The organism is Bacillus sp. FSL R9-9492, from assembly GCF_038007365.1.
GTDB lineage: Bacteria > Bacillota > Bacilli > Bacillales > Bacillaceae_G > Bacillus_A > Bacillus_A mycoides.
Map to the genome: position 1 here is coordinate 5,205,396 of NZ_JBBOXC010000001.1, position 16,544 is coordinate 5,221,939.

Sequence of the window (16,544 nt, forward strand, 5' to 3'; positions counted from 1 at the left end):
CTCCTCTTTTATTAAAATAAAACTTCCGATTGCTTTCTTTTTCTCTTTACAATCAGTCGTTATAAAAATCAAATTTACCCCGCATTAACGGGCTGTAAGATCCCTACCTCAAAATTAAGCAAAAACAAAAATTAGGTATGGGATCAACTGCCCGTAAATGCCCGATTGGTGAAGGCTAATAATCAGTAGGTGGGAAGAACCCACCACTGATTAAAGTTTCACTTTATGTTATGCCAATTTTTCTCCTAATTAAAAAACTAAAATGTATAAACCTAATGATAATTGTAACACTTGTCTTATAACTATGACAACAATCGTCCAAATGTCGAGCCGTAGATTCAGAAAAAGTTTTTATTTTATTCGTTTCAACAAATTAATAATTCTTTTCCCTACCTCTCTATTTCAAATTCATATTCCAAATTTCATATTAATTCTAAATAATATTCTTTCCCGTTCCCTTTAAAGAGAGTAGCTGGAATGAACATATTAGTAAGATTTAAATCGACAATTACAAAAGCCAAAGATTTTGATTTCTATAAACAATATCTATCATTATATTGCAAGATATACTCAACCACAGCAACTCAAAAATAAACTTAAAATATATAGATATCAATAAAGAAGAAAAAGACACTATACTTAATACATTTTATATAGAACTTTTTCTTTTTTTACAATTACACTTCAAATTAATACTACTAATAAATGTTATTAATTTATTGGTATTTCTAATTCATGATATTTCCCTTTCTTATCCTTCATAAAAGAAATGAATTTCACCTTAGTTGATTCATTTGAAAAGTTTTTATAATTTTTATAAGGGTCATCTCCTATAAAATAATTTGTCCCTATATATCCTCGTACTGTTTTACCAGCAGGTATTACAGGATCAAACTGATATTTTTCAGGTAATTCCATTGAATAAGGAACTAAATTATAAAACTCCCCTATTTTAGAATAAAACATTGTATTAGAAATAGACTTATTACTAAATAAGTTAATATCCCGATTTGTTGTATTTGTAATATTTAAAGGTAACACATACGTCACTACTTCACGGTCTTCATAAGGATCATAAACTTTTGTAGGATCAAGAGGCTCAAGTGCATGAAACTTCACTCCTTGTCCATCATCAAAAGTTCTATTAGATAAAAACTCATCTTTTACCACTTTATAAGATTCATTATTTTGATTTAATGTTTTAAATCTAAACAAACTAGCAAATGTACATAGCAACACACACAATCCAATGATTATTAAGACATGTTTTCTTGTCACTATTAATCTACCAACTTTCCATTATTAACATGTACAATACGATCTACTATTCCATTATCTAGAACATGCACATCATGACTAGCTACAATAATAGTCGTTCCCTTAGATTTTTCTACTTCCAAAATATCTAACACATCTTTTATCCCATCACTATCTAAAGCATTAGTTGGCTCGTCTAATAACAATAATTTTGGTCGTTCCATTAAAGCTTGCGCTATCCCTAAACGTTGTTTCATACCTAAAGAGTATCTTTTATACTTTCTCTTATCTGCTTTATCAAGTCCAACCCTTTGAATAATATTATAAATTTCCTCATCAGAAATTTTATTGTTAATCGATGCTAAAAATTTCAAGTTCTGAAAACCAGTATACCCTGGAATAAAACTTGGATATTCAATCAATATTCCCATAGAATCAGGAAATTGCTTTTGTTTTCCAATAATTTCATTATCTACATAAACAAATCCAGAATTCAAACGCATTAACCCTGATATAGCTCGTAAAATCATCGTTTTACCAGAGCCATTATGCCCCTTCAAAACTAAAAACTCGCCTTTTTTTATCGATAAACTAATATTATCTAACACAATATTTCCTTTTAATTTTTTCATCATACATTCACATTTAATATAATTGTCCATAAATTATTCACCTATCACATCTAGTTTTTTAAAACAAAAACTACCTAATAAAATCATTACAACAACAATTACTACTCCTATTAAAAGTAAATCATTACATTGAATAGATTGATTATTACCTAAAGTCAATTGAATTGAACTGTGATCAACAAAATACCAGCGATTTGGCATAACAAAAGATCCTAAAAAATAAATACTATGAAAGAAAATAGACAAAAATAGGTACATCAACATCAGTACAAAAACAATAGTTATTGGTATATAAAACGTTAAAAACTCAAAAATTAAAGCTAATAAAAAGCTTATGATTATTTGAATTAGCATAGTACCTAATATTTTATAAGAAAATTGACTATATAAATTTAAAAAAGAATACTCGCCAAAAGAAAGCAAATAGTAAACAGTAAACCAAAGAAAATACATAACAATCCAAATACTAATTATATAAAAGAACAAAGATAGTATTTTCGTTAACCAAAGAAAATGCTTCTTCTTAACACGAGGAAATAAATAAACACCATTCTGTTGAATATCTGAAAAAGCAAAATTCCCTACAAGCAACAAAGGAGTGATTTGAAAGAATATCCAATAAAAAGGGATGAAAAATCGCCCCTCCTTATAAAAATAAGATAAATCCACAAAGTCTACTCCATGAAAAAATCGATAAAAGGTAACATCTACTAATACAGGTTCTTTACCATTAATAAGAGACTGATTGTATAAAAAAGTAAATACAATCATAGCGTAAATTAAGAATAAAAAAGCCATTATCTTGATGGAATCTCTAAACCTTACATGTAAATCTCTTTTTAACAAATGATATAAAATCATAATGTAAACTAGATCACCTCTGTTTCATCATTCATAGAAATATAACTTTTTTTAGATAAAATCCATACACTTATAAAAAAGATAGAAAAACATCCAAATAAACGTATAAATAAACCAGTAGCATCTTCAAACACATTTATATAAAAAACATTTGTAAATAAAAATCCATGTAATATAAATCTATCTAGTAAAACAGCAGTGATCATACATATTATTGCAAGTAAACTAGGTAAAAATAATTGCAACAAAGCACTTATCATACATATGAAAATATTCGCAAATAATTGAATGCAAAATAATAATGGATAATTCACAGAAATACTATTTACAGCCATCATATTTGACATCAAAAACAACTGTAAAATCATACTCCCCGCAAAAAAACAAACGAAAACTAATAATTTTAAATAATATATAGAAACTAATTTCAATGCATTATTCACTCTATAAACAACATAAATACTAAAAAAATTCGACATATAATATACAGAAAAAACGATTGTTAAAGGAATAAATATAGTTGATAAATTATAAAACGACATAACCTTATACAAAGTTTCCAATTCATTCATTTTCTCTTTTACAATTCCAGGTTCAAAATAATTGAACAAACAACCAATGATACTGACATTAAGTAAAAAGAGAATACTTAACCAAACATATTTCATCCTTATAGTTTCTTTCATTACATTATAAAAGAACATGCTTCCTACTCCCCCGTAAATAAAGAACTACAGAGCAAAACCAAATACATAACAGTACACTAAGAAAAATTTGTAATTCAAAAAAGCCGAAATCTTTAATTAAATAATCCTTAGGATTGAGAATCCCTTTTCCAATACCAAGCCAAAAAATATGTAAAATAAGTGGAACTAAATAAATAAAATAAACTCGTTTTATAAAAAACGAAATCGATAAAGCCAAACTTGAAAAAACCGCACCGTATAAACCATTTAAAAATACATACATTAGAAAATATAAAGTAGGGTACTCATAATAAACCGTATTAAATTGAGCTGTTGGCGAAACAGTAGCAGCCATATAATTTAATATTGGATGCGGAGCAACTGTTGGATAAGTCATTGCATATAAATAAAAATTAAATAGTAAAGGGAAACTTATAATAAAAAAAGATACAATAAAATTAATAAAATAAAGTAGCTTAAAATAATAACCTGTTCCCATTTTAGAAATAACAGGATAAATAAACCCATAATTTTTATCAGTTCTATAAATTCCGGCTACAGCCATCGCGGAAAGCATAGGAAATATAAGTAGATAAAACTCACAATAAAACGATAATCTATTAAAATGTAAAATATTAGACAAATATGGGGATACCTTTATAATCCCATCATCGTTAAATCCTTTAGTTGTTACACACATAGCAATATATTGAGCAATAACAATTATTAACATAATAAATAAAGACAACCAAAACATCCTACCTTTTAAAATCCTTCCTAAAAAGTAACTCATCTATAGCTCCTCCATAAACCATTAATTAAATTTAAATCTTTTTTAATATGAATAATTGATCCGCAACACCATAACATTTATTTTCTTTATTTAACCAAATGTAACGAAAAGAAACATTTGCTCTCTCTCCTTCAAATTTAGGAAACTCAACTTCATACTGATAAACATCATACTGATAAACATCATACTGATAAACACCATTTGCATCTTTTCTTTGTACACTCTTAACTTCTTGTTTCCACTGAATTACTTTTCCATCAATTTGTTCAATCCGTCCCAAAAGATACGTTGGTTTTTTCTTATTCGTAACACCCGTTAAAAAAACATAATAATTTTCTGGTATAACTCCTGACTTTAAATTTTTATCTAAAAGCTTATCTTCTATTGCAATATCATTTCTATCTATTTGACCTTGAAAGAAATCATTACCATTTTCATTCCCCAAAAATACTTGTTCATAAATAGTATTTTTCTTAATTTCTTGCAACTGAATACTTTTTAAATTTCCTTTTTCCGTTAAAGTATCTTCAATATTTACAATAGGTTCATCTACTTTCTTTTGACAAGAAACTAAGAAACTAATACTCAATATAAAAAAACAAACTAAAATATATTTTGAAATAAGTTTCATTACAGCTCCTCCTATTTTTAAAAATTAAATAGCAGAAAAAGTCGTATAATCTAGATTAGAAACTATACGACTTTTTTTCTTAATACTCACTAAAAACACCTCCGATAATTTGTAGCATTATATTGATTTTATTTTTTCACTGAAGGAATAAAATCAATCCTTATAATGCAATATTAGGATATCAAAACCAAAATGCACTATCAATTAATTTCAGAAGACTTAACATTTTATTTACAATTATAAAATTTTGTTAAATTAAACAAAATTAGTATGCTCATGGCAAGGAAATACTTGTAGAGATAATCACACTCAAAATCTCAATACAACCACTAAAACATATAAAAAAAGCGCAGCCATTTCGGCTGCGCTTTTGAACGATTATTTAGTTTCGATTAAACCATATTTCCCATCTTTACGGCCATATACAACATTAGTTTCATTTGTATCAGCATTTGTGAAGACGAAGAAACTATGTCCTAGCATATCCATTTGCAAGATCGCTTCTTCAACGTCCATCGGTTTTAAATCGAATCGTTTTGTACGTACAAGTTCTAATTCATCCTCTTCTACCGCATCCAGAACAGCTACTGCTTCCGGAAGGATAAAGTTAGTTTTCATAGAACCTTTCTCACGTAATTTACGGTTTACTTTTGTTTTATGTTTACGAATTTGTCGCTCAATTTTATCAACTACTAAATCAATCGCAGCGTACATATCGCTATTTGTTTCTTCTGCACGAAGTAATAAATCTGTAAATGGAATTGTTACCTCGATACGTTGCTTGTCAGAGTATACTTTTAAATTAACCTTAATCTCTGGGAATGTATCAAAATAACGCTCTAATTTACTTAGCTTTTTCTCTACATATTCCTTTAATGCTGGAGTTACTTCAATATTTTCACCACGAATGTTGAATTTCATAGATGAATTCCTCCTTTCAAGCCTATGTACTATAATTTCGACATTGGCTTAAAAACTCCTTCTAATTTTTTTAAAAAATTAGTGGAATTGCGATTTTTTTATCGTTTTTTGTTGAAATGAAAAGATGCATCGTTTCTATCTTTATTTTATCCTATTAACATCGTGAATAACGAATGTAACTGTGGACAATTAGTTACAGAAAAGAAACAACTTTTTGACAACTCCTCTAAAACAAAAAAGCCCTTGTTACGAACAAGAGCTTTCGCCATCTATATAATGCTGCTAAAAATACAGCTCTATCTTTTCCAAAAACTTAATTTTTACAGTTTCACAACATTAGCCGCTTGTGGCCCACGTGCTCCATCAACAATATCAAACTCCACTTGTTGACCTTCTTCTAACGACTTATACCCATCTTGTTGAATAGCAGAAAAATGAACAAACACATCGTCACCATCTTCACGCTCAATAAACCCAAATCCCTTTTCTGCATTGAACCATTTTACTCGTCCTTGCATGTTCATTCCATTCCCTTCACTCTTAAAATCAGGGCATTCGCCCCATATTCTGACTATAGCGAATGACAAGACTGTAAGTCAAAGAAGACCTGTCGTCTTTTTATTACTCCTTTCGACATTCACATATTAACCTCTACAAAGCGTCAAACAAGAAACCTCTCTCGCTCCTCGATCATACAAAAGGCTTCCAATTTGCCTAACAGTAATTCCTGTCGTATACACATCATCCACGATTAAAACGTGTTGCTCATGAAACATCTCTTCTCCCTGAAAATAAAAAGGATTAACTCCCGATATCCTTTCTTTACGCTTCTTCTTACTTTGTTTTTCTGTTTCTATTCTTCTTAATGATGTACAAAACATTTTGATAGGCAAACAAGAAGCTAGTAACTCCGCTTGATTAAAACCACGCTCGTATTCTCGCTCTTCACTAAGAGGAACCGGAATGGCAACTGAAACATTCGCAAAATATTTTTGAAAAAGACTTCGAAAAGGCTGATGAAAAATATGCACTAATTCAGCATCTCCTCGAAATTTAAACTGTGCTAATATTTCTTTCATCCCTTCATCATACACATGCAACGAACGATTTATGAGAGACGGAAACCCCTGCTCGTTCGTCCACCTTATGCAGTCCATACAAATATCCCCGTTTTTATATTCAGCTGGTACAAGTTCTAAAGGCCGACCACACTCCTTGCAAATATCTCCTATAATATAGGAAAGTTTTTGTTCACATCTATCACATATATACTTTTTATGAAGCTTAACAAAAAAAGTGTACCAACTAATCGCATATGAAATATACTCATCACAAAGTAGACAATGCATCAATCTATCAATCCTTGTTCTTTAGCATTCTTATTCATACTTTGAATATGTTTTTTCGCACGCACCATCGCCTCTGTCTTTCCATAATGAAAATAGATAACATCTCCATGCGGTTCATCAGAGCTTCTGCCAGCACGCCCTGCAATTTGAACGAGAGCACTTTCTGAAAATATTTCTTCCTCAGCTCCTAAAACTGCAACTTGTAAATTTTTAATAGTTACTCCTCGTTCCAAAATCGTCGTTGTAACTAATAAAGGGATTTCTCCTTTTCTGAAAGCTGCTACCTTCTCTTTTCTCGCCGGATCTTCTGCATGCACACCGTCAATTTGATTGTTTAATGATTTTAATAACTGGCTAATTTCTTCTACATATCGCACATGAGGAACAAATAGAAAAATGGGGTATCGTTTCGATAAGTACAGATTTAACCATTGTAATAAAGCGCGAGGAATTTTTTTACGTATAAGACCCTTTTTCCAATTTCCACACCACCGAAATATCGGAACTGGCAATGGATGACGATGGTATCGCCCTGAAATAATAACCCCTTTTTGCTTACCACTTCGCAACTTACGCTTCCACTTTTCATCTGGAGTTGCAGTTAAATAAATACGTGCTGCCTTCTCTTTCATCGCTTCGCTTACTGCATACTGCAACATCTTATCTGCATGATACGGAAAAGCATCTATCTCATCTACAATCATGACATGGAACGCCCTATAATAACGTAACAATTGATGTGTAGTTGCAACGATTAACGCCGCATCTTTTTCTCGGTCTAAACTCCCTCCGTATAAAGCAGCTACATTTATATTTGGAAACACTTCTTGTAATCTTGGTGCTAATTCAAGTACAACGTCCGTTCTCGGCGTTGCAATACAAACTCTTTCTCCCTTTTGTAGTGCCTCTGCAATTCCGCGAAACAACATTTCTGTTTTTCCAGCCCCGCACACCGCCCAAATAAAAAATGATTCTTTCTGCTTAACAGCGTCAACGACACTTTGCGCAGCTAACTCCTGACCGTCAGACAAAACGCCTTCCCACTGTAACGGATTCAAATAACTTTCTCCGCTTATTTCAGCAATCCCGCGAACAAGTACAGTACATTCACTTACCCTGCCCATCGTTATACATTTCCGGCAATACGTACATACTTCATTGCACCTTTTACATAGCAATGATACAAATAGTCGCTGCTCTATATTTCCGCAGCGCTGACACATATATTTTGAAGACTTCTTAATTACCCCTTGTACACAAACGACGTCTCGATTCCTTTTCAGATGATCCAATTTATTCCGCAAATCTGAAGAGAGTTCTTCTAACAGTAACTGTCTACCAGCTAACATCATCAATAGCCACCTCCAGCACTACTATAAATCCTTCTCTTTATCTCGTAAAAACTCAAAAAAGCCGATAACCTACTTATAAAATAGTAAGCTATCGACTTTATACACGTTTTTTATTCAATTATAAATCCTATAATCTACCGTAACCTAAGAAATGTTTTTGGTTGTAGCTACTGCTTAAGCTAGCGTAAGCAATCCCTTTATCACCTGCATGAATCATCTGGTCGTTACCAACGTAAATACCGATGTGAGATGGACCTGCTTTATAAGTACCTTGGAAGAATACTAAATCTCCAGGTTGTGGGCTACTTACTTTCGAAACTGAGTTCCAGTAACCTGCAACGTCTTGACGACCTACACCATAAATGTAAGAAATAAATCCACTACAGTCAAAACCACCGTTTGATGGAGATGCACTTCCCCAAACATATGGCTTACCTAAGTATTGTTGCGCTTTACCAATTACGCCAGGAGCCGGAGTTGGACCTGGTGCTGGCTCTGGTTTTTTGTTTTCTTGTTTAGGTGTCTCTTTTTTAGGCTCTTCTTTTTTAGGCTCTTCTTTTTGAGCTTGTCCAGCATTGTTTGCTGGTGCAGCTTGTTCTGCAGGCGCTTGCGCTGGTGCAGCTTGTTGAGCTTGTGCTTCTTTAGCAGCTTGTTCTGCTTGTTTTTGAGCAGCAGCTTCTTGTGCAGCTTTTTCTTGCGCTTCTTTTTCAGCGATTTGTTGTAATTTTAATGCCTGTTGTTCAAGCTCTTTCAATTGACCTTCCGTACTTGTCATTGTAGTTACAACTGTATCCATTTTACCGCTTAAATCGTTTACTGCTGTTGCTTTTTTCTCTTTTTCAACGTCAAGTTCTTTCTTAGCAGTTTCAATTTGAGCTTGTGCTTCTTTTAATTCTTTTTGTTTTTCTTTTACTGTCTCAACATCTTTTTTCACGTTCGTTTGATCTTCTTGTTGTGTTTTCATGATATCTTCGTCAGATTCCATAATTTTAGACACAGAAGCTAAACGATCAACTAAATCTGCAACGTTTTTAGAGTTTACAAGAACTTCTGTTACAATGTTCGTATTTGGCTGTTCTTGTAGTGCAACTAAACGTTTTCTTAATAACTCTTCACGTTTTGCAATCTTTGTTTGTAGTTCTGCAATATCTTTATTTTTATTTTCGATTAATTGCTCAGTATCAGAAACTTTTTTTGTTGTTTCATCAAGTTTTGAAGCGTTCTCTTGAACAGACTTATCCAAACCTTGGATTGTTTTGTTTAAGTCATTCATTTGTTTTTGTAATTCATCACGTTCTTGTTGTTGTTTATGTAAAGTATCATTTTGTGTGTTAATTTGTGATTTCACGTCAGAAATTTTATCTTCTGCAAATACATTTGGTGTTAGCCCTGAAAACATTAACCCTGCAACTAATGCGCAAGATGCCATTTTTAGCTTTTTCATTTTATTTTTTACACCGCTTTCTTTTTTTCATTTTCCGTATATAACCTATTAAAATTTATACCATAATTCGGGAGTTTTTTTGCTAATGTTACGGTTTTGTAAAATAAATGTAATATTACATTTATCTCTATAGCAAAGTATATCTAAATTTGTATATATATGTAGAATTTCAAAAGCCTTACACCGTTTTTTATAGGATTGAAAAAAAACGTAAGGGAACCCCTTACGTTTTGAAAATACTCCAATATGAATGAAATAGAAACGTTACTTCATCCATTTTTCAGCCCAATTTTGGACCTCATCCATAACACTTTCCAACGCTTTCCCTTTATCAGTTACACCGTACTCGATTCTAACTGGTACTTCTGGATAAACATTACGAACTACAATACCTTCGCCTTCTAATTCCTTTAAACGTTCTGACAACATACGATCGCTCATATTCGGTATAATATCTGCGATTTCTCTGAAACGTTTCGGCTCTTCGAGCAAAGATTTAATAATTAAGCCAGTCCATTTCTTACTAAGCATTGTAAAAGCTGACTCAAACTTTGGACATAAACAAGAATTATGCTCCATATGTTTCACCTCTCTTCTATTATAATATAGTTTCTTGTAAAAAGTAAGTAATAAAACTTTCCTCATTATTTAATTTTACATACATTTTACCATTTCCAAATATTAACTTGTCAAATACCCGTAAAAAAACCCTCTTCAAGTAAGAGAGCTTTTATATCTTTATCACTTCGTATACCAACCTAAACCAAGCGCACCTTCACCTAAATGCGTCCCAATTACAGCTCCGAAATAACTCGTACGAATTGTAACATGAGGGTATATCTCTTCTAATTCTTGTTTCCATTCATTAGCTTCCTCTTCACGATTCGCATGAATAATAACAGCTTCCATAGGCACACCTTTATTTGCCTGCTCATCAAAGATTTCAACGATACGCTTTAACGCTTTTTTACGCGTACGAATTTTTTCGAATGGAATAATTACTTTATCTCTAAAGTATAATACTGGTTTTACTTGTAACAAACTACCAATAAAAGCTTGTGCACTATTTAATCTTCCACCACGTTGTAAATGATGTAAATCATCCACTACAAAATAAGCATCCATCGTTTGCTTCATTTCATCAAAGCGAGCGATAATCTCTTCTGGGGCTTTCCCTTCACTTACTAATTTTGCCCCTTCACGCACGTAAAACCCTTGTACTTCACAACTAATTTCAGAGTCGTACGTATATACATCAATACCATCTACCATCTGTCCAGCTGCCGTTGCTGTTTGATATGTACCACTAATTCCACTGGAAAGGTGAATGCTAATAACTGCATCATATTCTTTAGATAACTCTTCATATAACTCTAAAAACTTTCCAATTGCTGGTTGCGAAGTTTTCGGAAGTTCCTCTTGTTCACGTACCTTTATATAAAAATCATTTGCTGAAACTTCAGCCTCTTCTTGATAAGATTCCGTTCCAAACACAACGTTTAATGGAATCATATATATATTGAGTTCGTCACGAATATGCTTCGGTATATATGCTGTACTATCGGTAACAATAGCTGTTTTCATTTTCGTACCTGCCTTATAAAAAATTTTTATCCCCTAATTTTACACGAAAACTAGAAAAGGTGCATCCATACATAAAAATGCCGGCTAGAAACTACAATCACTCGCTCGACAAATTACAACAAAAAGATAAAGTGAAACTTTAATCAGTGGGGGTTTTGTTCATCCCCCACTGATTATTAGTTGAACCAATCGGGCTTTTACGGGCAGTTGACCTCCCACCTAACTTCTTTGCTCCAGCTGAATTTTGAGGTGGGAGTCTTACTGCCCGTTAATGCGGGATAAAATACTCACCAAAAATTTCAACATATTTGTAAAAAATGTTTGAATATAAAAACGCTCGCTTTTAAAATGTAAAGTACTAGTTATTTTGAAAGATAGGGGCGTATACCATTGTTATTACAATATTTAACAATAAAAGGCTATGGAGAGCACGAAATTGTCATTCAAAAATCAAGATTCATTTGCTATGTGAGTCGCGCCACAACGGAAGATGAAGCTCAAACATTTATACAAAAAATAAAAAAACAGCATTGGAATGCAACACATAATTGTTCCGCATATTTAATCGGTGAACAAGATCAAATTCAAAAGGCGAACGATGACGGCGAACCGAGCGGCACAGCTGGTGTACCTATGTTAGAAGTATTAAAAAAGCGAGGTCTAAAGGATACTGTCGTTGTCGTCACGCGCTATTTTGGTGGCATTAAACTTGGTGCTGGTGGATTAATTCGCGCATATGGAAAATGTACAAGTGAAGGACTTAATCACGTAGGGGTTGTTGAGCGAAAACTAATGCGCGTTATGGAAACAGAAATTGATTACACATTGCTTGGCAAAGTTGAAAATGAATTACGTAATTCAGAATATAACATTAAAGATATACATTATCTAGAAAACGTCACATTCGATACGTATGTAGAAGAAAATCGAAAACAAACATTTACAGATTGGATGATTGAATTAACAAACGGGAAGTGTACAATTAAAGAAGGAGATATGTTGTACTTAGAACAAGGTGTTATCTAAGAATAGCTAACGTATCGCCTTTAAAGATTAATGTAGTGAATTAATTCCCTACAAATGAACTAAGGAGATTATATATGGAAGAACGTTATTATCATCTCCAAAATAGCAGAATAAAAAAGAAACGTAGAAGAAAGTTTTTCTTCTTTCTTATTTTCGCATTTTTATTTGGTAGCGTAGGACTTTATATGTTAAATTCCTACACTTCTCTCATGGGGATGTACAGTGGATTTAGCCGTGAAAAATCTAAATTACGAGCAGAAGATGTGGAAATCACAAAAAAACCTTTCACAATACTAATTATGGGTATTGAGGATTACGCAACAGATGGTCAAAACGGCCGAACAGATTCACTCATGTTCGCGACAGTTAATCCAAACTCAAAAAAGGTTTCACTTATGAGTATCCCACGCGATTCTCGTGTTAAGATTGTTGGCAAAAATAAAGAAGACAAAATTAACGCTGCCCATGCTTACGGTGGAGAAAAAATGGCAATCGACACCGTCGAAGAGTTTTTAAAAGTTCCTGTTGATCATTATATTAAAATTGATTTCAAAGGATTTAAAGGTATCGTTGATGCTGTTGACGGTATTACCGTTGATGTCCCCTTCGATTTCTGGGAACGCTCTGACGTGGATTACTATAAAAAAATCCAATTTAAACAAGGTCAACAGAACTTAAATGGTGAAGAAGCACTCGCATACGTCCGTATGCGAAAGCAAGATCCTAACGGTGATTATGGTCGAGCTGCTAGACAAAGACAAGTACTGGCTGCTGTTGCCCAAAAGCTAAACTCTGCTTCTACCGTATTTAAAATTAAAGATTTAACAAAGGTAGTTGGAAAATATATAAAAACCGATATTCCTATTTCAGACGGACTTGCTCTTTACAATAAAATCTCTGGATTCGACCCTTCTACAATACAAACGTTAAAACTTGAAGGAGAAGACAGAAAAATTGGCGGTATTTATTACTTCCTTCCAGATCCAATCAGTGTAGAGACTGTACGTAACGAAATTGAAAAGGAAATAGGAGAAAAAGCAAAAATTCCAACAGAGACTACGAAAAATGAGAATACAAATTCCGATTCAAATTCTAACTCCAGCGCAAAAGCAAAGAAGGAGCCGAGTGAGAACAAAACACCACCGCCTCCTCCCCCTTCTACAAATGCTCATGCAGAGTGGATTATGAGGAATCATGAATAAAAAAAGAGCCAAATCGTATACGATTTGGCTCTTTTTATTTCACGCAATTGTTGTTACTTCTTAAAGTGTTGTAAAATCGCTTCTACAATACGCTCAGACGCACGACCATCGCCGTAAGGGTTAGATGCTTTCGTCATCTTATCATGAGCTTCTTTATCAGATAACAACTCATCAGCAAGACCAAAGATTGTCTCTTCATCTGTTCCTGCTAATTTCAGCGTACCTGCTTCGATACCTTCTGGGCGTTCCGTCGTATCACGAAGGACAAGGACTGGCACACCTAGTGATGGTGCTTCCTCTTGTACACCACCAGAATCAGTTAACATTAAGTATGAACGAGCTGCAACGTTATGGAAATCAATTACATCTAACGGCTCAATTAAATGAATACGGCTATGCTCGCCTAAAATATCATTCGCTATTTCGCGAACAACAGGATTCATATGAACAGGGTATACAACTTGTACATCTTCGTGCTTATCAACAAGACGCTTAATTGCACGGAACATATTGCGCATTGGTTCTCCTAAATTTTCACGACGGTGTGCTGTCATAAGTACAAGACGATCATTTCCAAGTTTCTCTAACACCGAATGGCTATAAGTTTCTTTTACAGTTGTCTTCAGTGCATCGATCGCTGTATTTCCTGTTACGAAAATGCGTGACTCATCTTTATTTTCTTTTTGTAAGTTCGTTGCTGATTTTGTTGTAGGTGAGAAATGAAGATCCGCCATTACACCTGTTAGTTGGCGATTCATCTCTTCTGGATATGGAGAATACTTATCCCATGTACGAAGTCCTGCTTCAACATGCCCTACTGGAATTTGATTATAGAAAGCAGCTAAGCTTGCAATAAATGTCGTCGTTGTATCACCATGCACAAGTACGATATCAGGCTTCGCTTCTTTCATTACTTTATCTAAACCTTCTAAACCACGTGTTGTAATATCGATTAACGTTTGACGATCTTTCATGATATTCAAATCGAAATCTGGCGTAATTCCAAAGATATTTAATACTTGATCTAACATTTGACGGTGTTGTGCTGTTACAGTCACAATTGATTCAATCTTTTCTGGGTGCTTTTGCAACTCTAATACAAGAGGTGCCATTTTAATTGCTTCTGGTCGTGTCCCGAAAATTGTCATTACTTTTAAACGTTCAGTCATTTCATTGCCTCTTTTCTTTCACTAGTTAAAACTTCTATTATCGCATATAAAAATATGCATGTGAAAATACATTTTTTAACGCACCTGAGAAACATTACTATTACAGACGTCTTTTCGCCCAACTGAGTAATAATCTAATCCATGCTTCTCGGCATCCTCATTAGTATAACAATTTCTCCCATCAAATAGAATAGGTTCCCTCATAAGCTGTGCATACTTTTCTAGCGGATAATTTCGAATTGATTCCCATTCTGTTACGATAAAAACTGCATGCGCCTCTCTAATCGATTCATCTATACACTCAGCGTATCGTATCGTATTTCCAAATAAACTTCTTACATTTTGAATAGCTTGTGGGTCATATAAAACCACATCCGCACCCATATTAATTAATTCTTCTATTATAATAAGAGATGGTGCTTCCCTAATATCGTCAGTATTCGGTTTGAACGCTGCACCAAGAACCGCAATTCGCTTCTTCTTCATATCTATAATTTTCTTCGCTTTTTCAACTAACAACAACTGTTGTTTATTATTCACTTCAATGACTGCTTTCAACAAGCGAAAATCATGAGAAACATTCCCTGCAATTTGCACAAGTGCTTTCGTATCTTTTGGAAAACAAGATCCTCCATATCCGATGCCTGCATTTAAAAAAGATGCACCAATTCTCTTATCCATCCCCATCCCTGTAGCTACATCTACTATATCTGCACCCACTTGCTTACATATATTAGAAATTTCATTAATAAAACTAATCTTCGTAGCTAAAAAAGCATTAGATGCATATTTAATCATCTCAGCACTTCGAATATCTGTAATATACGTTTGTAAGCTTAATTTACTGTACAAATTCTCTACTTTCCTTGCAGCTTCTTCACTACATGCTCCAATTACGATACGATCACCCTGAAAAAAATCATAAATACCAGAACCTTCTCTTAAAAACTCTGGATTCGATACAATATATAATTCATGTCTACCTTGTAGTTTATCCTCAATCCATTCTCTCATTACATCATTTGTCCCTACAGGAACCGTACTTTTCGTAACAACAATAATATCGTTATTCACATATGTTCCAATATCATCACAAGCACTACGAATATACGTTAAATCTGCTGTTCCATCTAATAAAGATGGCGTTCCAACTGCAATAAATATAAACTCTACATCATTAAATGCCGCTGATTTACTTGCTGTAAAAGTTAAATGATTATTCTCATATGCTTCATCTATTAATTCATTTAATCCACATTCATAAATAGGTAACTCGCCTTGTTTAATCCGTTCAATTTTCCCACTATTTATATCGAAACATGTGACTGAATGTCCCAATCTCGCCAATCCTACTCCTGTAATCAATCCAACATATCCGGTACCTATTATCGTAATTTTCATTTTCTTTTCGCACAGGAATATACATAAGAAAATATACGAATACATAGAACTCCTCCTGCGCTTCCCCCTCTCACACTAAGAATGAGAAAACTCTTTCACTTCTTTATTATATGAATCGTTTTTTTATTATTTTTTAAGATTTTGTAAAGTTAAATGATGCAATATATACAAAATGTAAATTCCCACAATTTAACACGGAACTTACTCATTTTACGTGCAACACTTATAATACTGAA

At 33.2% G+C, this 16,544-nt stretch carries 17 protein-coding genes and 1 pseudogene; 3 read left to right on the top strand and 15 right to left on the bottom strand.

The annotated features are described in order from the left end of the window. Positions 1 to 557: 557 nt before the first annotated feature. Positions 558 to 656, top strand: a pseudogene (locus MKY70_RS26875) (tyrosine-type recombinase/integrase); the annotation flags it as partial. A gap of 55 nt (positions 657 to 711) precedes the next feature. Here the strand turns inward: MKY70_RS26875 and MKY70_RS26880 are convergent. The 13 genes from MKY70_RS26880 to MKY70_RS26940 all read right to left on the bottom strand — a co-directional run bounded on the left by MKY70_RS26880 (position 712) and on the right by MKY70_RS26940 (position 11,510). Beyond that, positions 712 to 1,239, bottom strand: coding sequence for a hypothetical protein (locus MKY70_RS26880; RefSeq protein WP_033731110.1), 528 nt, complete (start codon positions 1,237 to 1,239; stop codon positions 712 to 714). A 41-nt stretch (positions 1,240 to 1,280) separates the two neighbouring features. Continuing rightward, complete coding sequence (locus tag MKY70_RS26885; RefSeq protein WP_088033375.1) at positions 1,281 to 1,919, bottom strand: ATP-binding cassette domain-containing protein; 639 nt, start codon at positions 1,917 to 1,919, stop codon at positions 1,281 to 1,283. 3 nt (positions 1,920 to 1,922) lie between these two features. After that, entirely contained in the window at positions 1,923 to 2,687 is a 765-nt protein-coding gene (locus MKY70_RS26890) for a hypothetical protein (protein ID WP_341026439.1), read from the bottom strand. 71 nt (positions 2,688 to 2,758) lie between these two features. Beyond that, positions 2,759 to 3,454 (bottom strand): hypothetical protein, encoded by a 696-nt coding sequence (locus tag MKY70_RS26895; RefSeq protein WP_341026137.1) that lies wholly within the window; start codon positions 3,452 to 3,454, stop codon positions 2,759 to 2,761. Beyond that, the gene (locus MKY70_RS26900; protein ID WP_341026138.1) at positions 3,441 to 4,229 is read right to left on the bottom strand and encodes a hypothetical protein; all 789 of its coding nucleotides are present in this window, start codon (positions 4,227 to 4,229) and stop codon (positions 3,441 to 3,443) included. Before MKY70_RS26900 ends, MKY70_RS26895 begins: the two co-directional genes overlap by 14 nt. 31 nt (positions 4,230 to 4,260) lie before the next feature. Beyond that, positions 4,261 to 4,860 carry a hypothetical protein gene (locus MKY70_RS26905; protein WP_341026140.1) on the bottom strand — a complete coding sequence of 200 codons (600 nt, stop codon included), beginning with the start codon at positions 4,858 to 4,860 and terminating at the stop codon, positions 4,261 to 4,263. A 378-nt stretch (positions 4,861 to 5,238) separates the two neighbouring features. After that, the gene (hpf, locus tag MKY70_RS26910; RefSeq protein WP_002089603.1) at positions 5,239 to 5,781 is read right to left on the bottom strand and encodes a ribosome hibernation-promoting factor, HPF/YfiA family; all 543 of its coding nucleotides are present in this window, start codon (positions 5,779 to 5,781) and stop codon (positions 5,239 to 5,241) included. A 320-nt stretch (positions 5,782 to 6,101) separates the two neighbouring features. Next, positions 6,102 to 6,299, bottom strand: a complete 198-nt coding sequence (gene cspC / locus MKY70_RS26915) for a cold shock protein CspC (RefSeq protein WP_001990088.1) — start codon at positions 6,297 to 6,299, stop codon at positions 6,102 to 6,104. A 126-nt stretch (positions 6,300 to 6,425) separates the two neighbouring features. Continuing rightward, a complete protein-coding gene (locus tag MKY70_RS26920; protein WP_002129929.1) occupies positions 6,426 to 7,130 on the bottom strand; it encodes a ComF family protein in 705 nt (234 codons plus the stop codon). Further along, positions 7,130 to 8,479, bottom strand: coding sequence for an ATP-dependent helicase ComFA (gene comFA / locus MKY70_RS26925; protein WP_341026440.1), 1,350 nt, complete (start codon positions 8,477 to 8,479; stop codon positions 7,130 to 7,132). The genes MKY70_RS26920 and comFA overlap by 1 nt, the downstream gene beginning before the upstream one ends. 130 nt (positions 8,480 to 8,609) lie before the next feature. Further along, the gene (locus MKY70_RS26930) at positions 8,610 to 9,926 is read right to left on the bottom strand and encodes a C40 family peptidase (RefSeq protein ID WP_341026141.1); all 1,317 of its coding nucleotides are present in this window, start codon (positions 9,924 to 9,926) and stop codon (positions 8,610 to 8,612) included. 264 nt (positions 9,927 to 10,190) lie between these two features. Beyond that, positions 10,191 to 10,505: a winged helix-turn-helix transcriptional regulator gene (locus tag MKY70_RS26935; protein WP_002089608.1), complete on the bottom strand. Its 315-nt coding sequence runs from the start codon at positions 10,503 to 10,505 to the stop codon at positions 10,191 to 10,193. A 162-nt stretch (positions 10,506 to 10,667) separates the two neighbouring features. Continuing rightward, positions 10,668 to 11,510, bottom strand: a complete 843-nt coding sequence (locus MKY70_RS26940; RefSeq protein WP_002016143.1) for a DegV family protein — start codon at positions 11,508 to 11,510, stop codon at positions 10,668 to 10,670. 390 nt (positions 11,511 to 11,900) lie between these two features. Here MKY70_RS26940 and MKY70_RS26945 point away from each other — a divergent pair, with 390 nt between their 5' ends. Both MKY70_RS26945 and MKY70_RS26950 read left to right on the top strand, forming a co-directional pair. Further along, positions 11,901 to 12,536 carry a YigZ family protein gene (locus tag MKY70_RS26945; RefSeq protein WP_341026143.1) on the top strand — a complete coding sequence of 212 codons (636 nt, stop codon included), beginning with the start codon at positions 11,901 to 11,903 and terminating at the stop codon, positions 12,534 to 12,536. 74 nt (positions 12,537 to 12,610) lie between these two features. Continuing rightward, positions 12,611 to 13,738 carry an LCP family protein gene (locus tag MKY70_RS26950; protein ID WP_341026145.1) on the top strand — a complete coding sequence of 376 codons (1,128 nt, stop codon included), beginning with the start codon at positions 12,611 to 12,613 and terminating at the stop codon, positions 13,736 to 13,738. Between the two features lie 53 nt (positions 13,739 to 13,791). On the opposite strand, the gene wecB is transcribed toward MKY70_RS26950, so the two are convergent. Together wecB and MKY70_RS26960 are read right to left on the bottom strand one after the other, a co-directional pair. After that, a complete protein-coding gene (gene wecB, locus MKY70_RS26955; protein WP_002034751.1) occupies positions 13,792 to 14,907 on the bottom strand; it encodes a non-hydrolyzing UDP-N-acetylglucosamine 2-epimerase in 1,116 nt (371 codons plus the stop codon). A gap of 75 nt (positions 14,908 to 14,982) precedes the next feature. Continuing rightward, the gene (locus MKY70_RS26960) at positions 14,983 to 16,353 is read right to left on the bottom strand and encodes a UDP-glucose dehydrogenase family protein (RefSeq protein WP_341026146.1); all 1,371 of its coding nucleotides are present in this window, start codon (positions 16,351 to 16,353) and stop codon (positions 14,983 to 14,985) included. Positions 16,354 to 16,544: the final 191 nt, after the last annotated feature.